20 protein-coding genes are annotated in these 23,995 nt (G+C 65.1%); 3 read left to right on the top strand and 17 right to left on the bottom strand.

Annotation, left to right across the window (positions count from 1 at the left end; translation table 11 throughout):
* Positions 1–110 precede the first annotated feature (110 nt).
* The 12 genes from AABA86_RS06835 to AABA86_RS06780 all read right to left on the bottom strand — a co-directional run bounded on the left by AABA86_RS06835 (position 111) and on the right by AABA86_RS06780 (position 14,804).
* A complete protein-coding gene (locus AABA86_RS06835; protein ID WP_338306262.1) occupies positions 111–1,763 on the bottom strand; it encodes an NAD-dependent malic enzyme in 1,653 nt (550 codons plus the stop codon).
* A 161-nt stretch (positions 1,764–1,924) separates the two neighbouring features.
* Positions 1,925–2,926, bottom strand: coding sequence for a Bug family tripartite tricarboxylate transporter substrate binding protein (locus tag AABA86_RS06830; RefSeq protein WP_338306261.1), 1,002 nt, complete (start codon positions 2,924–2,926; stop codon positions 1,925–1,927).
* 101 nt (positions 2,927–3,027) lie between these two features.
* On the bottom strand, positions 3,028–5,367 hold the full coding sequence (locus AABA86_RS06825; RefSeq protein WP_338306260.1) for a mechanosensitive ion channel domain-containing protein: 2,340 nt from the start codon (positions 5,365–5,367) through the stop codon (positions 3,028–3,030).
* Positions 5,368–6,311: 944 nt separating this feature from the next.
* Positions 6,312–7,349 carry a patatin-like phospholipase family protein gene (locus tag AABA86_RS06820; protein ID WP_212249784.1) on the bottom strand — a complete coding sequence of 346 codons (1,038 nt, stop codon included), beginning with the start codon at positions 7,347–7,349 and terminating at the stop codon, positions 6,312–6,314.
* Positions 7,346–8,275: a polyphosphate kinase 2 family protein gene (locus AABA86_RS06815; RefSeq protein WP_338306259.1), complete on the bottom strand. Its 930-nt coding sequence runs from the start codon at positions 8,273–8,275 to the stop codon at positions 7,346–7,348. The genes AABA86_RS06820 and AABA86_RS06815 overlap by 4 nt, the downstream gene beginning before the upstream one ends.
* Positions 8,235–9,254: a branched-chain amino acid ABC transporter permease gene (locus AABA86_RS06810; protein WP_212249788.1), complete on the bottom strand. Its 1,020-nt coding sequence runs from the start codon at positions 9,252–9,254 to the stop codon at positions 8,235–8,237. The genes AABA86_RS06815 and AABA86_RS06810 overlap by 41 nt, the downstream gene beginning before the upstream one ends.
* Positions 9,251–10,132, bottom strand: a complete 882-nt coding sequence (locus AABA86_RS06805; RefSeq protein WP_212249790.1) for a branched-chain amino acid ABC transporter permease — start codon at positions 10,130–10,132, stop codon at positions 9,251–9,253. The genes AABA86_RS06810 and AABA86_RS06805 overlap by 4 nt, the downstream gene beginning before the upstream one ends.
* A 5-nt stretch (positions 10,133–10,137) precedes the next feature.
* A complete protein-coding gene (locus tag AABA86_RS06800; RefSeq protein ID WP_338306258.1) occupies positions 10,138–10,842 on the bottom strand; it encodes an ABC transporter ATP-binding protein in 705 nt (234 codons plus the stop codon).
* Entirely contained in the window at positions 10,842–11,612 is a 771-nt protein-coding gene (locus tag AABA86_RS06795) for an ABC transporter ATP-binding protein (RefSeq protein WP_338306257.1), read from the bottom strand. Before AABA86_RS06795 ends, AABA86_RS06800 begins: the two co-directional genes overlap by 1 nt.
* A gap of 15 nt (positions 11,613–11,627) precedes the next feature.
* Entirely contained in the window at positions 11,628–12,950 is a 1,323-nt protein-coding gene (locus tag AABA86_RS06790) for an ABC transporter substrate-binding protein (RefSeq protein WP_212249794.1), read from the bottom strand.
* Positions 12,951–13,043: 93 nt separating this feature from the next.
* Positions 13,044–13,748: an NUDIX hydrolase gene (locus AABA86_RS06785; RefSeq protein ID WP_338306256.1), complete on the bottom strand. Its 705-nt coding sequence runs from the start codon at positions 13,746–13,748 to the stop codon at positions 13,044–13,046.
* Positions 13,749–13,778: 30 nt separating this feature from the next.
* Positions 13,779–14,804, bottom strand: coding sequence for an ABC transporter substrate-binding protein (locus AABA86_RS06780; protein ID WP_212249804.1), 1,026 nt, complete (start codon positions 14,802–14,804; stop codon positions 13,779–13,781).
* Positions 14,805–14,941: 137 nt separating this feature from the next.
* On the opposite strand from AABA86_RS06780, the gene AABA86_RS06775 reads away from it, so the two are divergent.
* Positions 14,942–15,391, top strand: a complete 450-nt coding sequence (locus tag AABA86_RS06775) for a cupin domain-containing protein (protein WP_338306255.1) — start codon at positions 14,942–14,944, stop codon at positions 15,389–15,391.
* A gap of 177 nt (positions 15,392–15,568) precedes the next feature.
* Here AABA86_RS06775 and AABA86_RS06770 read toward each other — a convergent pair whose 3' ends face one another.
* On the bottom strand, positions 15,569–16,357 hold the full coding sequence (locus tag AABA86_RS06770) for an ABC transporter permease (protein WP_338306254.1): 789 nt from the start codon (positions 16,355–16,357) through the stop codon (positions 15,569–15,571).
* Positions 16,357–17,175, bottom strand: coding sequence for an ABC transporter ATP-binding protein (locus AABA86_RS06765; protein WP_212249810.1), 819 nt, complete (start codon positions 17,173–17,175; stop codon positions 16,357–16,359). The genes AABA86_RS06770 and AABA86_RS06765 overlap by 1 nt, the downstream gene beginning before the upstream one ends.
* Positions 17,176–17,299: 124 nt before the next feature.
* Here AABA86_RS06765 and AABA86_RS06760 point away from each other — a divergent pair, with 124 nt between their 5' ends.
* Both AABA86_RS06760 and AABA86_RS06755 read left to right on the top strand, forming a co-directional pair.
* Positions 17,300–18,082, top strand: a complete 783-nt coding sequence (locus AABA86_RS06760; protein WP_338306253.1) for an ATP-binding cassette domain-containing protein — start codon at positions 17,300–17,302, stop codon at positions 18,080–18,082.
* Positions 18,079–19,638, top strand: a complete 1,560-nt coding sequence (locus AABA86_RS06755; protein WP_338306252.1) for an ABC transporter permease/substrate-binding protein — start codon at positions 18,079–18,081, stop codon at positions 19,636–19,638. Before AABA86_RS06760 ends, AABA86_RS06755 begins: the two co-directional genes overlap by 4 nt.
* Before the next feature lie 173 nt (positions 19,639–19,811).
* Here the strand turns inward: AABA86_RS06755 and AABA86_RS06750 are convergent, their stop codons facing one another.
* The 3 genes from AABA86_RS06750 to ilvC all read right to left on the bottom strand — a co-directional run bounded on the left by AABA86_RS06750 (position 19,812) and on the right by ilvC (position 23,925).
* On the bottom strand, positions 19,812–21,524 hold the full coding sequence (locus tag AABA86_RS06750) for a sulfatase-like hydrolase/transferase (RefSeq protein ID WP_338306251.1): 1,713 nt from the start codon (positions 21,522–21,524) through the stop codon (positions 19,812–19,814).
* Between the two features lie 367 nt (positions 21,525–21,891).
* A complete protein-coding gene (locus tag AABA86_RS06745; protein ID WP_212249818.1) occupies positions 21,892–22,743 on the bottom strand; it encodes an SDR family oxidoreductase in 852 nt (283 codons plus the stop codon).
* 162 nt (positions 22,744–22,905) lie between these two features.
* Positions 22,906–23,925, bottom strand: a complete 1,020-nt coding sequence (gene ilvC / locus AABA86_RS06740) for a ketol-acid reductoisomerase (RefSeq protein ID WP_028145443.1) — start codon at positions 23,923–23,925, stop codon at positions 22,906–22,908.
* Positions 23,926–23,995: the final 70 nt, after the last annotated feature.

Raw genomic sequence — 23,995 nt, 5'->3', positions numbered from 1 at the left:
GCCGACCTCTCCCGCAGGCGGGAGAGGTGCACCGAGCCCTCGGCCGCCTGATTCGATCTCAGCCCCGTTCTGCTTTGACAGCGATTAGCAGCACTCGGGAATCGGCTTTCTCAGTAATGCGGTTCGTACATCTGCGACTGCACCAGAGCCTTGACGTCGTTGGGCGCCGGGCCGTCGGCGAGCCCGCGTTGATAGGCGACGTCCGCGACGGCCGCGGCGATGCGGACCGAGACCTCGCGGATGCGCGGCAGGGCCGGATACAGGCTGCCCTGCGCGAGGTCCTCCTTGCCGACGCAATCGGCGAGCGTATGGGCCGCCGCCATGAACATCTCGTCGGTCACCAGCTTCGAGCCGCTGGCGATGACGCCGAGGCCGACGCCGGGGAAGATGTAGGAGTTGTTGCCTTGGCGCGGCACGAAGCTGCGGCCGTTGAGCGTCACCGGGTCATACGGGCTGCCGCAGGCGAACAGCGCGCGCCCCTCGGAGTAGCGATAGGCGTCCTCCGCCGAGCATTCGGCCTTCGAGGTCGGGTTGGAGAGCGCGAACACGATCGGCTGCTCGTTGAGCTCGGCCATCGCCTCGAGCACCTCGGGCGTGAAGGCGCCGCCGACTGCGGCAACCCCGATGATCGCCGTCGGCTTCAGCGTCTTGATCGCGGTGAGGAAGTCGAAGATCGGCGCCTGACCGGTGTGCGCATAGCGCAGCTTGTGACCGGAGAGGCCCTCGCGGCCACCGACGACGAGGCCGCGGGAATCCACCAGCCAATTGCGCCGCAGTGCTTCGGCTTCCGAGGCGCCCTCCGCCATCATCGCGGACACCACGAGGTCGGCAATGCCGGTTGCCGCCTCACCTGCGCCGAGGAACAGGATGCGCTGATCCCTCAGCTTGCCGCCGTTGACGCGGAGCGCCGAGAACAGGCCGGCGAGCGCGACCGCCGCAGTGCCCTGAATGTCGTCGTTGAAGACGCAGGCGTCATCCCGGTATTTGTGCAGCAGCTTGAACGCCGAGTGATTGGCGAAATCCTCGAACTGGATCAGCACGCCCGGAAAGGTTTTTCGCGCGGCCTGCATGAATTCGTCGACGAAGCTATCATAGGCTTCGCCAGTCAGCCGCCGCTCGCGCAGGCCGAGATAATAGGGATCGTTCAACAGCTCTTCGTTGTTGGTGCCGACATCGAGCACGATCGGCAGGCACGCTTCCGGATGCACGCCGGCGCAGGCCGAATAGAGCGAGAGCTTGCCGACCGGGATGCCCATGCCGTTGGCACCGAGATCGCCAAGTCCCAAAATGCGCTCGCCGTCGGTGACGACGATCAGCTTGGCCGCATACGGCCAGTTCTTCAGAAGCTCGGCGATCTGGCCGCGGTCGCGCGAGGAGATGAACATGCCGCGCGGCCGCTGGAAGATCAGGCCGTATTTCTGGCAGGCGAGCCCGACCGTCGGGGTGTAGATGATCGGCTGGATCTCGTCGATGTTGTCGACGACGACGCGGAAGAACAGCGCCTCGTTGCGATCATGCAGCGCGTTCAGTGCGACGTATTTTTCAAGATCGGTCGGCAGCGTGCGCAGATTGGTGAGGACGCGCTGGGCCTGCGTCTCCATCGTCAACACGCAAGGCGGCAACAGGCCGCGCAGGCCGAGGGCCGCGCGCTCGGCTTCCGTAAAGGCGGTTCCCTTGTTGAGCAACGGATCGCGCAACAGTGTCATGCCTTGCGGCGAATCGGACGACGTCGATTGGGCAACGACCCGGGCAGGTCTATTCACGAATTCCCCCAAAAAGCTTCACATTGAACCGCGGACATTGTCGGCCAGCGCTCCATTGAGATCAAGGACGTAGCGACGGAGGCATCGATTGTGATCTCGCACCGCAGCGAGACTTTCGCGAACGACAGGCAATCGCACGCGAGAAAAGGTTAACGCCGCGGCTATTCGGGCTTGATATCGGCAGCCTTCACGATCGGCCACCATTTCTCGGTCTCGGCCTTCTGGAACGCCGCAAGCGCTGCGGGCGTCTGCTGCGCTGGCAGCGGAATCTCCTGTCCCAGCTCGGCAAAGCGCTGCTTGACGGCAGGCTCCGCAAGCACGGCGACGATCGCGGCGTTGAGCCTGGTGACGATGTCCTTTGGCGCGTTCTTCGGTGCCCAGATGCCGTGCCAGTAGGAAATATAGAGACCGGGCAAACCCGCTTCGTCGACCGTCGGCACATCGGGCGCAGACGCGAGCCGCGTCGGCGAGGTCACTGCGAAGGCCTTGATCGCACCGCTCTTGACGTGCGGCAGCGAGTTCGAGGCCTGATCGAACATGATGTCGATCTGCCCGGCGACGAGATCGATCATGGCGGGCCCTGCGCCGCGATAGGGCACGAACTGGAAGTCGGTGCCGGTCTTGCCCTTGAAGAAGACGCCGGCGACATGCGCGCCCGTGCCGGCCCCGGCCGTCCCGGCGGTGGCCTTGCCGGGGTTGGCCTTCAGCCAGGCGATCATCTCTTTCAGGTTGGTCGCCTCGAGTGACTTCCGGCCGACGATGAGCTGCGTCCCCATCGCGATCATCGCGACCGGCTCGAAATCGGTGACCACGTCATAGGGCAGCTTGAAGATCGCGCCGTTCAAGACGTGGGTGCCCCAATGGCCGATGGTGATGGTGGTGCCATCAGGCGCCGCACGCGCCGCGCGCGCACCGGCGATGCTGCCGGAAGCGCCCGCCACGTTCTCGACCACGACCGTGGTGTGCAGCTCGGCGGCGATCCGCTCCGACAGGATCCGTGCCAGCGTATCGGTCGGACCGCCCGCCGCGAACGGTACGATGAGGGTAATCGGTCGCGAGGGAAACGGCTGAGCATGGCCCGGTGCGATCCACGCGGCAGCTCCGACCAAGGCGCACAAGACGATCACATGACCGCGCAAGGCGGCCCACAGCCCTCGTAGCATTCCACCCACCCATTGTCGTCGCCCGCATGTCGGCAGCGGGCTGGAGGCCGAGTGAACGCTGCCGGGTGGGCAGAGGCAAGCCGGAAGTTACGGCCGACGGGCTATCCGGCCGCCCGCCGCGGCGTCAGATTGGCCGCGCCATCTGCCGGCGGCACGATGTGCATCAGGATGGTCTGGGTGGCGGATGCGACGTCGATGCCGTTCTGCTGGAAGCGCAGCTTCATGCGACGGTTGAATTCGCGCTGAACCGGCCAGCGCCCGGCCTCGGTGCAGCGGATCTGGCCGACGATCGACACCATCGCGCCGTCGACCTTGTCGACGCCCCACAGATCGAGGTCGCCGCGGATCAGCGGGCGGAATTCCGGCTCGCGGCGCATCTCGTCGACGATGTCCTTGAGGATCTGGCCGGCGCGGTCGGTGTCTTCCTTGTAGGCGACGTTGACGCTGACCGAGGCGTTGCCGGCGCCGCGGCTGGCATTGGTGATGGTCGTGACCGCGCTGAACGGCACGATGTGCACGGCGCCGTCGCCCGCGCGCAGGCGAATCGTTCGAATGGAAACATTCTCGACCACGCCTGACAGCCCAGACACGCTGACATTGTCGCCGACCTGGACCGTGTTCTCCAGCAGCAGGAACAGCCCGGTAATGAGGTCCTGCACCAGCTTCTGCGAACCGAAGCCGATCGCGATGCCGACGATGCCGGCCCCCGCGAGCAGCGGCGCGACGTTGACGCCGATCTCGCTCAGCGCGGTGAGGCCGACGACGGTGGCGATCAGGCAGAGCAGCGCCGTGCGCAGCATCGGCTGGAAGGTGCGAAGACGCGCGGCGCGGGCGTAGTGCCCGTCCCGCGACAGCGTGTTGATCTGGCGGTCCAGCAGCGCGTTGCTGGCTTCCCAGATCGCCGCTGCCATGAACACGGCGAGGCCGATGGTCACCACCGCCGAGATCAGCCGGCTGCCGATCTGGCCGCCATAGAACCAGACGATGGCATCCACACCCCAGACCTCGAGCACGGCCACGAGGCCAATGAAGACGATCACGCTGGAGACGATCCTGCGCAGCAGCGGCAGATAGCGGTTGGCGCGGATCTCGAGGCCCGGAAAGCGCTGCAGGATCTCCGGCTGGATGCGGAAGCCGCGGTCGATCAGGCTCAGCGTCAGCATGATGGCGAGGCGCGTGATCACGGCGACCACGACAGTGCCGACGAAATATTGCAGCAGCAGCGAGTAGCCGTTGCGGATGTTGAGCGCCCACACCGCCCACAGCGCAAGATCCAGTGCGATGGCGAGATAATGCCAGCCGCCGGCGATACGGTTGCGCAGGCGGGCCGCGATGCCCGGCCGGTCGGCCGGCGCGCCGATGGCCTCGGCGACCTGCCGGCGGCATTGCAGGATGATGACGACGACGAAGAGGTGAACGACCAGCATCACCATGCGGAGCAGCGCAGCGTAACCGGCACGATGCAGGCCCAGCAGCAGCGCTACATTGGCGAAGGCGATACCGGAGACGCCGACGCCGACGATGCGGCGCGCCCAGATCTCGATATAGGCCGCGGTCTCGGCCCGAACCGGAAACAGGCCGAACGGACCCGCCAGCGCCCGGACCAGGCAGATGAGCCCGCGCGAGAACGCATAGGCGTTGGCAACCGCGAGGATCACAAGGCGAACCGTCGTGGGCTCACCGATCACGGTGCCGAGCAGCGCCGTGGCAACGCCGACAAAGAGGACCACGGGAAGCAGTTCAAGGACGAAGCGCCCCAGCACGAAAGGCAGCCGCAGCATGACCTGCCACACCCGCGCCAGGCTGTGACGGCGCTTGTGCAGTTCCGGTTCGGCGATGACATCCGTCACCGACGATGGCGGATCGGCGATGGGCAGCGCCTGCGCCGGCAGGCGCGCGGTCTGGGGCACACGTCCTTCCAGGAACGCAACCGGACGCCGGATCAGGCGGAAGATCACCCATTCGGCCGAGAGTGCGCAACCGAGCACCAGCGCGAGCTTCCAGGCGATCTCGATCAGGAGATTGTAGGCTCCCGGGTCGTTCGCGGTCCGCACGATCCAGTAGTAGAAGGCCGGGAAATGCGTGAGCGTCCGCGCCACGCTGGCGATCTCGCTCGAGATCTCGCCGATCTCCTCCGACACCGTGAGCAGCAGCTGCGCCCCGAGGCCGTCGGCCGAGAGCGGGATCGGCGACTTCTGCTCGGACGGGGGCGGCGCAGGCTGCTGCTGACCGGACGCATTGGCAATTACGCGCAGCGTATCGATCATCTGCGCGCGCTTCTTGTCGTCCTGGAGCGTCTCCAACGCGCCCCTGGCTTCGTCGGGCGACAATGCAGCAGCATGATTCGTCGCCGGCCGAGGCGTTTCGGCGCGGACACAGGAGAGAGAGGAGACCGCGAGGAAGAGAGCGGCGAGGAACGCCGGGGCAAGCTTATGCGACACGAGGATTCCCTGGAAAAAATGAATGAGCCGGCGGCGTCGGGACCGTCACCGCCGAAGCACATGCGTCATGTCGGATGGCAGTTATTCGCCCCGGCGCTGTGTCGGAAGTTGGCCTTCGAGGCGACATTCTCTTGGCATTTGCCGTAATGCGAAGATGGGGGAACCCGCGAGATCGGCGGAGCCCCGTTGCCTGCAATTTTGCTGCAGCCGTCCTTCGAGACGCCCGCCTTAGGCGGGCTCCTCGGGATGAGGGCGGAGTGCGTGGCAGCAGTTTCAAGCAGCGCCGATGCCGATGAGCCCCATCCTGAGGAGGCCGCGAAGCGGTCGTCTCGAAGGACGAGGCGCACGCTCAGGCCGTCGCCACGAGCGACATGCGATCACGCCCGTCATTCCGGGAACGGCCCGGAATGACGGCGAGGAGGAGGGAGAGGAGAAAAGCAGGATGTCGAAAACGCCTGTCGCGGCCGGCCTCGTCACGGCCATCCGGACACAATCGATGTGATGCAAAACACAGCGCCGGGAAGGTAGGGGCTATGCCTCACTGATGCAGCCCGCTAAACCTTGACCCGGCGTGCCGTTCGCGGTTTCCGCCGCTATGCGATAGTCCGAACGAGCTCCATCGCACTTAACGCGGCTGGATTTGCGGAGGTGGAGTCATAGACCTCCCCTTGCTCATGAGGTGGACGTTGCGCGTCGCTTGTTGCGACCATCGGCATGCTCCTCCTGTGCCACAACACTGTCAAGCGGGATCAATGATGTGAAGGATCACATTTGAATGTGCCGGTTCCCATGGATAGGCATGGTGACATCATGTCCCTGTTTTGCCCGCCGCGTCAATTCGATTTCGCAAAATCAGCATTCATATGACACCCGCCGGCAAGCCATTGATTCCGCTGCGCCCGGCTACTGTGCATGGGGTCGTTTTCGTAGTTTTTGTCTGCGGCCTAGAGAAACATGTCGGCTAGGTCCACCGTCGAGGCCATCCCGACCCGGTCGAAGTTGCGCGCCAGCCAGCTTCGCGCCGACGAACGGCCCTCGTCGCGCAGGCGACACAACAGGCTCCATTCGGGATGGAATTGCGTGGCCGTGCCGAGCTGCGACATCAGCTGGTCGTTGCCGATCCAGTGCATGTACATGCGGCTGTGCTTGCCGCTGTCGAGCTCGCCATCATCGATCAGCCGTGTGGCGAAGGCGATCGCGCGCATCTCGCGCATCAGGGACGAATTGAAGCTGATCTCGTTGATGCGATGGAGGACGTCGGCCGCGCTCGTCGGCAGCTCGTCGCGCCGGATCGCCGTGACCTGCACGATGACGACGTCGTGGCTGCCCTTGCGGTAGATCAGCGGATAGATCGCGGGATTGCCGAGATAGCCGCCGTCCCAATAATGCTCGCCGTCGATCTCGACGGCCTGGAAATAGGGCGGCAGGCAGGCCGAGGCCAGTACGGTCTCCGCGGTGAGATGCGGGCTCTGAAATACCTTGATCTTGCCGGTGCGGACATTGGTCGCGTTGAGGAACAGTTGCGGCGCCTCGGGCGAGGAATTGAGCCGGTCGAAATCGACGACGCGCTGCAAGAGTGACCGGAGCGGGTTGAAATGAAAGGGATTGAGCAGGCCCGGCGGCAGCGTATGCGTCAACGTGTGGATGACGGCGTGAACCGGATGATATTCCGGCGGCAGCTTCAGGGCCTGGATCCACTGGTTCAACGGCGACATCAAATCGTACGCCATGTCCATGCGAGACACTTCGTACCAGAATGCGTGCAGGCTCTCCCGCGCGGCCTCCGCACCCCCGTGCGCCATGCCGGAAGCCATCGCCACCGCATTCATGGCGCCGGCACTGGTCGCACTGACCGCCTCGATCGCGAGCCTGCCGTCTTCGAGCACCTGGTCGAGCACGCCCCAGACGAAGGCGCCGTGCGCGCCGCCGCCCTGGAGCGCGAAATTGACGGTCTTGCGGTCGGCGGTCGGATTGGCTGTCACTTTGCTTTCTTCTTGCCTCCCGTCCCCTCTTTCTCCAGCGCCTTGCGGACTTGCTCGAACTCCACCACCGAGGCCTTGTCGGCGCGGGGGAAACGCAGGTCGAGTTTTTCGAGCGCGGCATTGATCACCGAGCCGATCACGACGCGCGCGAACCATTTGTGGTCCGCGGGCACGACGTACCAGGGCGCGTGGGACGTCGCCGTGTGGCGGACGATGTCCTGATAGACCGCTTGGTAGCGCGGCCACAGCGCGCGCTCCTTGATGTCGTCCATGGAGAACTTCCACTGCTTGGCCGGGTCCTCCAGCCGGTCGAGGAAGCGCTCGCGCTGCTCGTCCTTGGACACGTTGAGGAAGAACTTCAGCACCACGGTGCCGTTGCGGCAAAGGTAGCGCTCGAACGCCGAGATGTCCTCGAACCGCTCCTTCCAGATGTTCTTGGTGAGGAGCTTTTGCGGCAGCTTCTCCTTGGCGAGGATCTCCGGGTGCACACGCGTGACGAGGCACTCCTCGTAATGGGATCGGTTGAAGATGCCGATATGGCCGCGTTCGGGCAGCGCGATCGCGTGGCGCCAGAGGAAATCGTGGTCGAGCTCCTTGCTGCTCGGCGCCTTGAAGGCATGGACCTCGCATCCCTGCGGATTGATGCCCTCGAAGATCGCCTTGATGGCGCTGTCCTTGCCGCCGGCGTCCATGGCCTGGAACACGATCAGGAGCGACCAGCGGTCCTGGGCATAGAGCTTCTCCTGAAACCCGATCAGCCGCTTCTTGTTGGCGTCGAGAATCGCCAGCGCCTTCTCCTTGTCGAGATCGCCCTTCTCGTCGGTCTTGTGCGCCTTGAGATGAAACTTGCCCGAGCCGTCATAGCGGAACGGCGTGATGTAGCGGTCAAGTTCCTGGGCGAGCGATTTGGACGGCTTCTTGCTCATGAGCGCGGGGCACCTTGCGTTGCGGCTTCAGTCGGTCGAGCAAGCTACCAAGGATACCCTTGGGAAGGAATATGATGAAAAGGACCAGCAGCACGCCATAGACGAGATTGTCCCAGCCGACCGCCTTGGTGCCGAAGCCGATGCGAAGGGTCTCGGCCAGCAGGATCGTGATCACGGCGCCAAAGGTCGGGCCGAGCGAGACGAACAGGCCGCCGACGATGGCCGCGAACACCATCTGCAGCGACACCGCGATGCCGCTGACGGTGTCGGGCGTGATGAACATCTGATACTGGCAGTAGATCGCGCCCGCGAGCGCCGTCATCACCGCGCTGAGCAGCGTGATCTTCAGCTTCTCCGCGGTGACGTCGACGCCGGCGGCGGCGGCTGCGTCCTCGTCCTCCGAAATCGCCTCCAGCGCGTAGCGGCTCATGCTGCGGTCGACCCAGTGCCAGACCACGATGCCGAACAGCCAGACGCCGAGCGCGATCAGATACCAGGTGATCTTGTCGTCGAACTGCAGTGCCAGCAGCTTGTTGCCCGAGGTTCGATTCGGCGTGTAACCCAGCGAGCCGCCGGTGTAATCGCGCGTCGCCGTGATGACCTGAAGCACGATGCCTGACAGCGCCAGCGTGACCAACACGAAATAGTGTCCGGTGATGCGGAAACGGAAGCAGGGATAGCCGACGATCAGCGCCAGCACGCCGGCCGCGACCATGCTGACGGGAATGCCGATCCAGGGCGACACGCCGAGGTGGTTCCAGAGCAGCGCGGTGACATAGGCGCCGATCCCCATGAAGCCGCCATGCCCGAGCGAGACGAGGCCGAACCGCCCCATCATCGACCAGGAGGTGTAGGCAAACGACCAGATCAGGATCAGCACCAGGATGTGCAGATGATAGGGATCACGATAGACGAAGGGCAGCGCGACCAGCGCCGCCAGCCCGATCCCCCATGCTGCAAGCCGCCCCTGCCCCATCATCGGCGCCTCGCGAGCAGGCCCGCGGGCCGGATGAACATCATGACGATGAAGAAGGCGAAGGCGAGCACATAGCCCCATTCCAGATCGGAGAACAGGCCGCCGAGCGAGATGATCTCGGCAAACACGAAGGCTGCGATGAAGCCGCCGATGAAATTGCCGAGCCCGCCGAGCACGCAGATCAGGAAGGTGATCGGCCCGAAGGAGAGGCCGACGAAGGGATGCACGTCGTATTGCAGCACCAGGAGGCAGGCGGCGAGCCCGGCCAACCCGCCGCCGATTGCGGAGGTGATGAGATAGATCCTCTTCGTATCGACGCCCATCAGCGCCATGATCTGCCGGTCCTGCGAGATGGCGCGGATCGCGGTGCCGGTGAAGGTGCGGGTCATGAACAGATAGACCGCGACCATGCCGACCAGCGCCGCCAAAAATGACAGGAGTCGCGCGTAACTGAAGTTCATGTCGCCGAGGGCGAGCACCGGCAGGCGGATGCCGAGATTGCGGAAGTCGATGCCGAAGGCGACGGTGGCAAAGCTCTGCAGCACGAACAGCACCCCGCCGGTGGCGAGCAGCTGGTTGATCGGCGGCGCGGTCAGCAGCGGCGCGATCACGAGGTAATGCAGCGCCGCGCCGAGGATCGCGACCAGCACGATGGTGAGAGGCGCGGCGACGAAATAGCTGACGCCATAAACCTGCACCATGAAATACATGGCGTACATGCCGATCATCACCAGCTCGGCATAGCAGATCCAGGTCACGTCGATGACGCCGAAGATCAGGTTCAGCCCGAGCGCGAGCAGCGCCAGCACGCCGCCGAGCAGGATGCCGTTGATCACGGCCTCCAGCAGATAGATGTCGAAGATGTCCAAGAATGCCTGCATGCCCATCACACCCCGAGATAAGCTTCCTTGACCGTGTCGCTTGCCAGCATCTCGGCCGAGGTGCCCGACGCCCTGATCGTGCCCGCCTCGATCAGATAGGCGCGATCGACCACCTTCAGCACCTGCTGCACGTTCTGCTCGACGATCAGCACGGTCAGCCCGCTGGCGCGGATCCGCTTCACCAGCTCGAACACCTGCTGCACCACGACCGGCGCCAGCCCCGCCGACGGCTCGTCGAGCAGCAGCAGTTTTGGATTGGACATCAGCGCACGGCCGATCGCGCACATCTGCTGCTCGCCGCCGGACATGGTGCCGGCCATCTGGTGGCGCCGTTCCTTCAGGCGCGGAAACAGGTCGAACACCACTTCGAGCCGCTCGGCATAGTGACCGCGCGCCTCCTTCATGAAGGCGCCCATCTTGAGATTGTCGTCGACCGAGAGCTGCGGAAACAGCCGCCGGTTCTCCGGCACATGCGCGATCCCGAGGCTGACGATCTTGTGCGGCGGCGTTGCCACGACGTCGGTGCCCTCCATCCGGATCGAGCCGCGCGAGGGCCGGATCAGGCCGGAGATGACGCGCATCAGGGTGGTCTTGCCGGCGCCATTGGGGCCGATGACGCCGACGGCCTCGCCGGCCTTCACGTCGAGATTGACGTCGAACAGCGCCTGGAACGTGCCATAGCCGGCACTGACGGCGCGGAGCTCCAGCATCAGGCGCCTCCCGCGCGGCGGCGCGCTTCGGCGGCCGCGGCCTGCGTGGTCTCGGCATCGGTGCCGAGATAGACCTCGATCACGCGCGGATCGCCCGCGACCGCGCTCGGCAAGCCTTCCGAGATCTTCTCGCCGTGATCGAGCACCATGACGCGATCGACGACGCGCATCAGCACGCCCATGATGTGCTCGACCCAGATGATGGTGATGCCGAGCTCGTCGCGGATGTTGCGCAGCATGTCGGCGGCCTGATCCATCTCCGTTTCGTCGAGACCGCCGAGGCTCTCGTCGGCGAGCAGCAGCTTTGGCGCCGTGGCGAGCGCTTTCGCAAGCTCGAGCTTCTTCAGACCGGCCGCGCCCAGACCATCGACGCTGGCATGGCGATCGGTCGGCAGGCCGACCATCGCCAGCGAACGCTCGGCCGCCTCCTCCGCCCTGGCACGGCTATGGCGGCCCTGGCCGTAAAAGCCGGCGAGCGCGACGTTCTCGAAGATGGTCAGGCGGCGGAAGGGGCGCGGAATCTGGAAGGTGCGGCCGACGCCGCTGTTGATGATCCGGTGCGGCGCGAGGCCCGCGATCTCGGAGCCGCCGAACAGGATCGAGCCCGATGTCGGCGCTAGCGTGCCGGAGAGCATGTTGAAGATCGTGCTCTTGCCCGAGCCGTTGGGGCCGATCAGGCCGAGGATCTCGCCCTGATCGACCCGAAATGACACGTTGTTGACGGCGGTGAAGCCGCCGAACCGCTTCACCAGCCCGCTGACCTCCAGCACCAGGGCTCTCCGCCGCTACTGGTTGCTGTAGGTGGTGCCTTTCGGCAGCGGCAGCACGGCTTCGCGCTGCGCCTGGCTCTTCGGCCACACCACGGAGGATTTGTCGTCGATATACTGGATCACGACGGGAAACGAGCGCTCGTTCTGCCCGGCCATGGGGCTGCCTTCGCCGTAGAATTTCACGCCGAAGCCGAGCATGGTGCCGCCTTCGGGGATGTCGGTGTCGAGCGCGGCCTTGCGCAGCGCCTCGGGATCGACACCGCCGTATTTCTTGATCGCGCGCGGCAGCACGTCGGCCATGAACACGTAGGTATTGGACGCACCGATGCCGACATGGGCTGAGCGAATGGCAACGCCGGGCCTGATCTTGTCGAACTCCTCGCCGACCATCTTGATCACGGGCGGGAGCTTCGGATCCATGGTCTTCTGGTTGGCGAGCCAGATCGAGATCGGATCGGTGTTGAAGATATAGGTGGCGTCGGCCCCCATGCCTTCCTTCAGCTTCTCATAGACGCCGTAGCCCGCGCCATGCCCCATCAGCGCGCCGAACTTCAGGCCCTGCTCGCGGGCCTGGCGGAGCAGCAGCGTGATGTCGGGGTTGTAGCCGGTGTGGAAGATCACATCGGGCTTGGCGCGCTTCAGCTTGGTCACCAGCGCCGACAGATCGGGCGCGGTCGCCGAATAGCCCTCCTTCATCACGACGTTGAAGCCGGCTTTCTTCGCGCCTGCTTCGTTGCCCTTGGAGACGTCGACGCCATAGGCGCCGTCCTCGTGGATGATGGCGACGCGCAGGTCCTTTGGCTCCTTGTCGAACTTCGCCTTGGCGTTTTGCGCGATGAAATCCATCGTCATCATGCCGAACTGGTCGCCGCTGGCCTGCGGGCGGAACACGTATTTGTAGCCCTTCTCGTTGAACACAGCGGACGAGATGCAGGTCGTCATCCACATGAACTTCTTGAGCTGCTCGACGCGGGCCGCCACCGGCACGCACTGCGCCGAGGAGAAGAAGCCGAGCACCATGTCGACCTTCTCCTGCTCGAGCAGGCGGACGGATTCGTTGATGGCGATGTCCGGCTTGCTCTGCGCGTCGGCATAGACCGCCTCGATCTTGTAGCCTTCGACGCCGGTCCTGGCGAAATGGTCGAGGATGATCTTCGCGCCGATATAGCCGAGCTCGGAACCGCCGCCGGCCAGAGGTCCGGTCAAATCAAAAACGACGCCGATCTTGATCTTCTTGTCCTGGGGTTTGTCCTGGGCCTGGGCGGACGCCGCCAGGCTCGTCGCAGCAATCGCGACCACCAGCCCACGTACCAATCGGGCAGCCATGCGCAGGCGCATCAAAACCTCCCTGGACGATTGTGCATTGCATTCGTCTTGCTTTTGGTTGCCCCCATCACATGGGCAGAGCGCAGGGATGTCAAGCCTTGCGCATCAGCGCGAAGCGAACTGCTGCTCGATAAAGGCCGTGACAAATCGCGGCATGGTCGGCGTGAGATCACCCATCCCGCGCACGAGATGAATGGCCGACAATTCAGGCTCGTGCTCACGGGCGAGATTGGCTTCGATCCGGGCGCGGGCCTCATCGCCGGGCATGTCGAGGTTGAGCACCTGCATCATCGCAATCGTGGGGCCGCTGACGACGCAGTGCCAGTCCGGCTCGGCCCGATAGTCCGCCGCCGTCAGGCCCGTCTCCTCCTGAATTTCGCGGACGACGCTGCCGGGAATGTCCAGCGTCCCGTCCCTGACATCGTCGAGATCGGGCGTGCCCGACGGGAAATAGATGCGGCCTGCGTTGGCGGTGTGCTGCGCCATCTCGCCCATCACGAAGGCACCGTCGGACGTGCGCAGCGCGCCCATGCCAAAACCGTTGAACACGGGAGCGCCGGGAAAGCCCCAGTCGCGCCAGGCGAGGAAGCTTGCGAAATCGGTCTCGAAATAGGTCGAGGCGAAATGGCCGCCCGTGAACACGGGATCGCACCCGAGCAGGACGCGGCCGTTCCAGATCTTCGGCCGCTCGCGCTGCTTCTCGGCAAAATGTATCGCGATCTCGGCGCGACGCTCCTCGGCGAACGGCCAGACGATCGGCCGCACGGCAAGAGCAAGCGTCGTGACGCGATGAATGACCAGTGACGTCATGAGGGGGCGTCTATCACGCCTTCGCGTCAGCTATTTGGCGTTCCCCGTGGTTTTCTTGGCCTGCTCGACATACCTGTTGGTGAAGGTCTTGCTGACGTCGATCTTGGCATTGGCCACCTCGGGCGAGCCGACGCTGAACACGGCGAGCACGGCGTCCGCGCCCTTCGGGTCCATCTTGCCGGTTTCGGAGAACATCGGGATCGTGTTCTTCAGCGCGGCGAGATAGAGATCCTTGTTCTTGCCGACCGTCTCTTCCGGCATCTTCGCCATGATCTCCTCAGGGCTGTGCGAATGGATCCAGGCGAGCGTGGCGAGGATCGCGTTGGTGAGCGCCTGCGTCTCCTTCTCGTGCTTGGCAACCCAGGCCGCGGTCGAGTACAGCGCGCCGCCCGGATATTCGCCGCCGAAGGTCTCGAGCGTGTCCTTCTGCGTGCGGGTGTCGGAGAGGATGCGCAGATCCTTGTGGCTGCCCTGGAGCACGGTGACGGAGGGGTCGAGCATCACGGCCGCGTCGATCTGGCCCTGCTCCATCGCGGCGACCGCGGTGGCGCCGAGGCCGACGCCGATCACGGCGGCGCTGGTGGGATCGACCCCGCTCTTCTTCAGCATGTACTTCAGGAAAAAGTCGGTGGAGGAGCCGGGCGCGCTGACGCCGACCTTCTTGCCGGCGAGATCCTTGACCGACTTGATGTCGTTGGTGCGCGAGGGCGCGACCACGAGCACGAGGCCGGGATAGCGGTCATAGACCACGAATGCCTGAAGCTCCTGCTTCTTGGCGGCCAGATTGACGCAATGGTCGAAATAGCCGGACACGACATCGGCGCTGCCCCCGAGCACGGCCTTGAGCGCGTCCGAGCCGCCCTTGAGGTCGACCAGCTCGACATTGAGGCCGGCCTTGTCGTATTCGCCGAGCTGCTTGGCCAGCACCGTGGGCAAATAGCACAGGCAGGAGCCCCCGCCGACCGCGATGGTCACCTTGCTTTGCGCCGCGGCAAATCCGGTGGTGAGCGTCAGCGCCAGCAGCGCGCCGGCGAGCCTGGCAATCGTGTTCTTCATTGGTTTCCTCCGTTCGGCCGGCGGCACCATAGAGCAGCGGGTCGGGCTTGAGAAGCGTGGCCTAAGGCACTGGCCATCGGCCTTTTGGCGCAATAGCATGCGGGTACAACAACAATTCTTGATGGGGAGGATCATCCATGAATCGCCTTGCAATCGGGCTGTCGATCGCCGCCGCCTTTGCCGCCGGATGCGGCGCGAACCAGCTGCTCCGGCCGGCGCTCGCCGCCGAGAACATCAATGCGCAGATCATCCACACCGGAGAGATGGAAGGCGATGCGCTCGGGGCCGCCAACAATGTCGGCTACCGCTCAAAAATGTTCGCGAGCGCCGACGGCGCCACGATCTCGATCCAGGTCGGCAATGTGCCCAAGCACATGCATCCCAACACCAACGAGATCCAGTACATTCTCGACGGCACCGGCACGATCTGGCTCGGCGACAAGGAAGTGACGGTGAAGCCGGGCGACCTCGTCATCATTCCGAAGGGCACGCCGCATGGCGGCACCAAGCCGATCAGCGGACAGGTCAAGGCGATCGCGATCAAGACGCCGCCGCAGGCGCCCGACGACACCAAGCTGCTGGATTGATGATGGTGAGCTCCCTCTCCCGCTTGCGGGAGAGGGCTGGGGAGAGGGTGCCTCCGCGCTGGGACAATCCCCCAGAGGAGAAAACCCTCACCCGGCGCTACGCGCCGACCTCTCCCGCAAGCGGGAGAGGTTAACTGCCGCCGCGGCTCGCACCAATTCCTGCAATATGCTTTGCAACTATCCCCGCCCATCCGCCGCGCTCGGCCGCCACACCAACAGGCGCCGTTCCACCAGCGTGACGCCATAGTCGATCAGGATGACGAAGGCCGACAGCACGAACATGCCGGCGAACACGCCGGCGACATCGAACACACCCTCGGCCTGCTGAATGAGATAGCCGAGCCCCGCCGCCGATCCCAGATATTCGCCGACGACCGCACCGACCACGGCAAAGCCGACCGAGGTGTGCAGCGAGGAGAACATCCAGGACAGCGCCGAGGGCCAATAGACGTGCCGCATCAGCTGCCGCTCGCTCATGCCGAGCATGCGGCCATTGTCGAGCACGGTGCGGCTGACCTCCTTGACGCCCTGATAGACGTTGAAGAACACGATGAAGAACACCAAGGTCACGCCGAGCGCGACCTTGGACCAGATGCCGAGCCCCAGCCACAGCGCGAAGATCGGCGCCAGCACCACGCGGGGCAGCGCGTTGACCATCTTGACGTAGGGATCGAACACCGCGGCGACCAGCGGCTGGCGCGCGAACCAGAAGCCGATCAGCACACCACCGGCCGATCCGATCACGAAGGCCAGGATCGATTCCGCCAGCGTGATGCCCAGATGCTTCCAGATCACGCCGGAGGCGAACCACTTCACGATCTGGCTGAACACGTCGAGGGGGTTGGAGAAGAAGAACGGCGGCAGCAGGATCTTGCCGAACACGGGAACGGTCGACAGCACCTGCCACAGCACGATGCAGACGACCGCGACCAGGACTTGCAGCGCAAACAGCGTCGGGCGCGACATCAGACCGCCCCCGCCGCTTGGGTGGATTGCGCGTAGCCCTTCATCACCTCGTCCTTGAGCACACTCCAGATCTCGCGGTGGAGCGCATGGAACTCCTTGTCCAGCCGCACCTCGAAGATGTCGCGCGGGCGCGGCAGGCTCACCCGCCAGTCGCCGATGATGCGCGAGGACGGCCCCGCCGACATGATCACGACGCGGTCGGCGAGCGCGATCGCCTCTTCGAGATCATGGGTGACGAACAGCACGGCCTTGCGGTCGGCGTTCCAGAGGTCGAGCAGCAGATTGCCCATCACCTGGCGGGTCTGCGCATCGAGCGGCCCGAATGGCTCGTCCATCAAGAGGATTTTTGGATCGCGGATCAGCACCTGCGCCAGCGCCACGCGCTTGCGCTGGCCGCCGGAGAGCATGTGCGGATACCGGCCCGCGAACGCGCCAAGGCCCACCGACGTCAGCCATTTCTGCGCCCGCGGCAGCGCCTCGGCGCGCGGCGTGCCCTTGATCTCGAGCCCGATCGCGACATTGTCGAGCGCGGTCTTCCACGGGAACAGCGCGTCGGCCTGGAACAGGTAGCCGGCATCCCGGTTCAGCCCCGCGAGCGGCCGGTCGAATATCCTGATATTGCCGGCAGCAGGCTTGAGCAGCCCGGCCGCGACGTTGAGCAGCGTGGATTTCCCGCAGCCGGTCGGGCCGACAATGGCCACGAACTCACCCTGCGCGACCGCAAGATGCGCCTTCTCCACCGCCGTATAGACCCGCCCGTCCCCGAGCCGGAACGCAACCTTGGCATCTTCCAGCGCCACTGCCGTGGGCGTTGACATGTGTACCCTCCGAACTTGGCCCGATGCCTTAGCCGCTCGCGCGCTCAAGTTCAATCAAGGCGCCAAGCGTGCTAGGCATGCCTTGTCCCTCCAGGAGAGGGCAAGGAAGAACGAGCTGCGTCGAATGCCTTCCAAGCCGGCCATCAGCTACGTCCACGTCACCAAGAGCTTCGGCCCGCTCAAGGCCGTGGACAACGTGTCGCTCGACATCGCCGAGGGCGAATTTCTGGCGATCGTCGGCGGCTCGGGCTCCGGCAAGACCACGCTGCTGCGGCTCGCCAACCGGCTGATCGAGGCCGATGGCGGCACCATCACGGTCGAGGGCGAGAATGTGCAGAGCGTCGATCCGGTCGCGCTGCGGCGGCGGATCGGCTACGTGTTCCAGAGCGGCGGATTGTTTCCGCACTTGAGCGTCGCCGACAATATCGGGATCACGCCGAAACTGCTGGGCGAGCCGGCGGCCGATATCGCAGCGCGCGTCGACGAGCTGCTGGATCTCGTGCAGCTCGACCGTGAGGCGCATCGCAGCCGTCTGCCGGAGGCGCTGTCCGGCGGCCAGCGCCAGCGCGTCGGCGTGGCGCGGGCACTGGCGGCGAAGCCGCGCATCGTGCTGATGGACGAGCCGTTTGGCGCACTCGATCCCCTCACCCGCGATGCCCTCGGCGAGGATTATCGTTCGCTGCATCGCAAGCTCGGTCTGACCACCGTGATGATCACGCATGACATGACGGAGGCGATCCTGCTCGCCGACCGCATCGCGGTGATGCGCAGCGGACAGCTGCTCGCGCAGGGCACCCCCGCCGCGCTCTCGAAGAGCAGCGACGCTTACGTGCTGGAGCTGCTGCGCACGCCGCGGCGCCAGATCGAGCGGCTGAACGCGCTGCTGCCACAAAGCGGTGCGGCATGAGCCTGTTTTCCGATCCACGCTGGGGCGAGGCGCTGGCGCATCTGCCCGATTATCTCGGCAATCATGTGCGGGTGAGCCTCGCTGCGCTCGCGCTCGGTCTCGCCGTCAGCCTGCCGCTGGCGATCCTGACGCGCAACCGCCCGGCGCCGCGAGCCATCCTGCTCGCAATCGCCAGCATCGTGCAGACGGTGCCGGGCCTGGCGCTGCTCGCGCTGTTCTATCCGCTGCTGCTGCTGGCCGCCTCGGTGACGCTGGCCTGGTTCGGCGTGTCCTTCTCGGCATTCGGCTTCCTGCCGGCGATGCTGGCGCTGGCGCTCTATTCGATGCTGCCGGTGCTGCGCAACGGCATCACCGGGCTCAACGGCATCGATCCCGCGCTGATCGAGGCCGCCAAGGGTGTCGGCATGACCGCGCGGCAGTCGCTGGTGATGGTCGAGCTGCCGCTGGCGCTGCCGGTGATGATGGCGGGCATCCGCACCGCCGCGGTGTGGGTGATCGGCACCGCGACGCTGTCGACGCCGATCGGCCAGACCAGCCTCGGCAATTACATCTTCGCCGGGCTTCAAACCCAGAACTGGGTGTTTGTGCTGTTCGGCTGCTTTGCCTCGGCCCTGCTCGCGCTCGCCGTCGACCAGCTGCTCGGCCTGATCGAGAGCGGTCTGCGCCGCCGCGGCCGCGCCCAAACCGCGCTCGGCGCGGCCGGAATCGCGGCGCTGGTCGCCGCAACGCTGGTGCCGACGATGGGGCGCTCGTCGCAGGGCTACGTCGTCGGCGCCAAGACATTCGCCGAGCAATATGTGCTGTCGGCCCTGCTCAGGGACCGCCTCCAGGCCGCCGGTCTGTCCGCGACGGCGCGCTCGGGCCTCGGCTCCAGCGTGATCTTTGGGGCGTTGAAGGCCGGCGACATCGATCTCTATATCGACTATTCCGGCACGCTCTGGGCCAACCAGCTGCATCGCACCGACATCAAGCCGCGCGCAGAGCTGTTGACGGATTTGAAGACAAGCCTGGCAAAGGACAACATTACCCTGCTCGGCGAGCTCGGCTTCGAGAATGCCTATGCGCTGGTGCTCCCGAAGAAGCGCGCCGAGGCGCTTCATATCCGCACCATTGCCGATCTCGCCGCGCACGCATCGACGATGTCGATTGCCGGCGACTACGAGTTCTTCTCGCGCCCGGAATGGGCGGCGCTGCAAAAGGCCTATGGCCTCTCATTCCGCGCCCAGCGCCAGATGCAGCCCGACTTCATGTATGCAGCGGTTGCGAGCGGCGAAGTCGACGTCATCGCCGGCTACACCAGCGACGGGTTGATCGCGAAATACGATCTCGTCGCGCTGGACGATCCCAGGCACGCGATCCCGCCCTACGACGCCATCCTGCTGCTGGCGCCGAAACGTGCCAGCGACGAGCGACTGCAGGCCGCACTCAAGCCCCTGCTCGGCAAGATCGACATCGCCACCATGCGCGAAGCGAATCTACGCGCCAGCGGCAACGACGCGAATTCCTCGCCGGACGCAGTGGCGAAATGGCTATGGGAGAAGGTGAGTGGGCGGTAGGCCCGGATTTCGTAGGGTGGGCCAAGGCGCGAAAGCGCCGTGCCCACCGTCTCTCAACACGCGCGACGGGATGGTGGGTACGCTTCGCTTTGCCCACCCTACGATCTGACGCCGCTTGGTGAGCACCTCAGGGTGACTGTCAAAGAGTATCGCTTGCGGCCAAAGCAAGGCAGCTACAGCCCCCTGATCATCCCGGCATTGATCAGCAGGCGGTTCAGCCGCCGCGCTTCGGCGCCGTCCTTGCAGCTGTAGAACATGCCCTTGCAGCGGAGCATGATCTCCTTCTGCTCGGCAAAGGACGGATCGAGCGGGATGCCGGCGGCCTCCTGGATCACCAGCGGCAGATAGGGGCCGTCGATCGTGTCCATCACGGCCTCGCTTCTGACCGGCTCGAAATTGACCGCATCGATCGCGTAATAGGTCGCGTAGAGGCGCGGATCGTAGGCGTCCAGCTTCTTGCCGAGAGCGCCTTCGTCGAGCCCGGGCTCGAGGATCTGCGGCGCGAACTCAGGCTGGTGATCGCCATAGCGCACGATCAGGAAGGGCTCGCCCGGAAAATTCTTCTTCAGGCCCGCGACGAACGCCTTGTACTGCTCGGCGCTCATCGCCTGCCGGCGCAGATATTCGTCGATGGACGGCACATTGCCGGGCGCGCGCCAGTTCGGCAGCAGGTCGGGACGGAAGCGCGTCTCCCAGGGGAAATGATTGGCGCCGAGATAGATGAAGGTGAACAGCGGCTTGTTGGGCGGCTGCTGACCCATCAGCTGGAGCGCCTTGTCGTAGAAGAAGCCGTCGGGCTCGACGTCCTTGGCGCCGAGATCCTTGGAGTCGAGGAAGCGTTCGACGCCGGTCGTCATCTGGAAGCTGCGCGCGGCCATGAAGCCGCCATGGGCGGGATAGAGCGACATCGTGTCGTAGCCGCAACGGCGCAGCGCCAGCGGCAGCCCGCGCTCGACGCGGTTCGAGGCGATGCGCGTCACGAAATAGGCGAAGCGGCCGAACGAGCGCGAGGAAAGGCCTGCGAGCACGTTGTATTCGGTGAACCAGCTCGGCCCGCCATTGCTCTCGGCCAGAAACGAGCGCTGCTTGCCGTCCCAGGACTTGAAGTGGCTGCCATAGCCCTGCGGCACCTTGATGCCCTGGGCGGCGCGGATGTCGAAGCTCGATTCATCATGGATCATGATGATGTTCGGCCGGCGTCCGGCAGGATGGCAGGAATCGACCAGCGGCATGTTGAGCCGCTCGTTGGTCGCGGCGGCCGATTCCATGAAGCCGTATTGCACGAAGTCGGAGACCGAGCCGACGCCGGAGCGGAAGAATTTCGACAAATAGCCGTCGTCGTAATAGCCGCGCCAGGCCTCGTCCGGATGATAGAGCGAATAGCCGACCAGCGCGGCAAGACAGGCCAGCTTGCAGGCGAGCGCCGGCAGGCGGCGGATGCGGAACGGATCGAGCCACCACAGCGCATACATCAGCGGCAGCGTGACGAAGCCGGCCAGGATCACCGACCAGCGCAGATTCGGGAAGATCGTGAACAGGAACGCGACGGTGTCGCGGTCGATCATCATCAGGTCGATGAAGTTGACCGTCATCTGCACGACGTCGTGCTTGAGCCGCGACAGCAGCACCAGCACCACGACCATGGTCAGCGACAGCGCGCCGGACAGCGCCGGCCGGCGCAGCAGCGTGATCCAGAAGAAATTGAGGATGCCCCAAGCCAGCGCGAAGGAGAGGCGCGAGCCGAAATCGGTCTCGGTCTCGTACATCAGCGCGAGCGCGGCAAGATGGGGCGCGGCAACCGCGAGCAGCCGCCAGATGCCGAGCGCGGCGACGCTCGCCAGCACGGCGGTGGCGGCAGAAGGACCTGGATTGGGCGCGGACGCCATCGACGACACGCAACAGCTGGTCCGGCGCAATGATACCTAGCCGTCTGGCCGGCCCAAGGCGGGAATAAGGGCGGCTAGGGCGTCCGGCGCAGCCGGAAAGCCTGCACCGTGTCATAAAACTGTAACTGAACGGTCAAGGACAGGCAACGCGCGCCGTGATCCGACCTTCGCTTAATGTTTCGCGGGCGGCGATGGGCCGCAGGCCGGACAGGCTGGCCGGCCAACCTCCGGTTTTGGGCCGCCACCTGCTCTTCCGGTGCAAGCTGCAGCGCATCGGCACACGTCGGAGGTCGCCCGGGGCATCGTCAGGCTTCGACCGCGGGCCGGAGGCCGCGCGGCTTGCGGCCGGGGCGAGCTGAAACGTCGGTCACCCCTGCGGCAGCAGCCCGAGCCGCTTGGCGATGATCCGGTCGATCGTCCGTTTCGGCAGCACGGCGCCGATCAGATGGCGGAGCGGGTCGGGCGTAATCTGATAGCGCACCTTGGGGCTCGCCGCGGTCAGCGCCTCGAACACGATCTCGGCGATCCGCTCGGCCGGCAGGCCCTTCGCGCCGAGGTCCATCATGAAGGCCATGACCTTGTTCAGCGCCGGCAGATAGGGCGAGTTCTGGTAGACGGACAGATCGATCTGTTCGGCCTTGCTCCAGATCGGCGTCTTCACCGCGCCGGGGGCGACGATGATGACATCGATGCCGAACAGCATCAATTCGCGGCGCAGGCTTTCCGACAGTCCCTCGACGGCGTGCTTGGAGGTGCAGTAGGGCGCCGAGAGCGGATTGCCGTTCTTGCCCGCGACCGAGCTGATCATCACGATCCGCCCCTTCGGCCCCTTCAGCGACGGGTCCGCCCCGAGCAGCGGCCCGAACGCCTGCGTCGCGATCACGGGGCCGATGACGTTGATGTCCATCTGGCGGCGGAAATCATCGGCCGACAATTCGAGCACGGGGCCTGCGACCGCGATGCCGGCATTGTTGACGAGGCCGGCCAGCGTTTCGCCGCCCAGCGCCTCGCGGAGTGTTCGCGCGGCAGCAAGGACCGCAGCCTCGTCGGTGACGTCGAACAGCAGCGGCGTGAAATTGGCGCCGAGCTCGGCCTTGAGCCTGTCGGCATCGGCCTGCTTGCGGACGCTGCCGAACACGCGAAAGCCGCGCTCAATCAGGAATTTTGCTGTGGCCCAGCCGATGCCGGTGGACGCACCGGTGACGACGACAGATCGCATGGTCTTCTCCCCTGAAGTTCACGCGATCATGCCTTGGATTTTTACCGGTGTCCCGGACAAGCGAAGCGAAGCGGAGCGCCGAGCCGGGACCCAGGAGCCGCATTGGACCCCGGATCAGCAGCGCAACACCAAAGTGCTGCGCTGCGTCCCGGGAAACGCGACTTAGTTCTTCGACTTGTCGACCAGCGCGCCCTTCTTGATCCAGGGCATCATGTCGCGGAGCTTCGCGCCGACTTCCTCGATCGGGTGCTGGGCGAGCTTGGCGCGGGTCGCCTTGAACGAGGTCTGGTTGACCTTGTTCTCGAGCATCCAGTCGCGGGCGAACTTGCCGCCCTGGATGTCGGCGAGAACGCGCTTCATCTCGGCCTTGGTCTCGGCGGTGACGATGCGCGGGCCGGTGACGTATTCGCCGTACTCGGCGGTGTTGGAGATCGAGTAGTTCATGTTGGCGATGCCGCCTTCATAGATCAGGTCGACGATCAGCTTCACTTCGTGCAGGCACTCGAAATAGGCCATCTCCGGCGCGTAGCCGGCCTCGACCAGGGTCTCGTAGCCGCCCTTGATCAGCTCGACTAGGCCGCCGCAGAGCACCACCTGCTCGCCGAACAGGTCGGTCTCGCACTCTTCCTTGAAAGTGGTCTCGATGATGCCGGCGCGGCCGCCGCCGACGGCCGAAGCATAGGACAGGCCGAGGTCATGGGCGTTGCCCGAGACGTCCTTGGCGATCGCGATCAGGCAGGGCACGCCGCCGCCGCGCTGATATTCCGAGCGCACGGTGTGGCCGGGGCCCTTCGGCGCGATCATGAGCACGTCGAGGTCGGCGCGCGGGTCGAGCAGGTTGAAGTGGACGTTGAGGCCGTGCGCGAACACCAGGGCGGCGCCCTTCTTCATGTTGTCGTGCAGGTGCTCGCGGTAGATGTCGCCCTGGAGCTCGTCCGGGGTCAGCATCATGACGAGGTCGGCCCATTTGGCGGCTTCGGCGACTTCCATCACCTTGAAGCCGGCGGCTTCCGCCTTCTTGACCGAGCCCGAGTCCTTGCGCAGCGCAATGGCGACGTCCTTGACGCCGGAATCCTTCAGGTTGAGCGCATGGGCGTGGCCCTGGCTGCCATAGCCCACGATGGCGACCTTCTTGCCCTTGATCAGATTCAGGTCGGCGTCGCGATCGTAATAAACACGCATGGGTCGTTTCCTCGTTCAGGGCCGAAATCGGCCAATGGTCAGTGTCCGAAGGGTGAAATTTGCGGATTTC

The organism is Bradyrhizobium sp. TM233 (assembly GCF_036247965.1).
Classification (GTDB): Bacteria; Pseudomonadota; Alphaproteobacteria; order Rhizobiales; family Xanthobacteraceae; genus Bradyrhizobium; species Bradyrhizobium ottawaense.
This window is presented reverse-complemented; position numbering and strand designations above follow the sequence as displayed.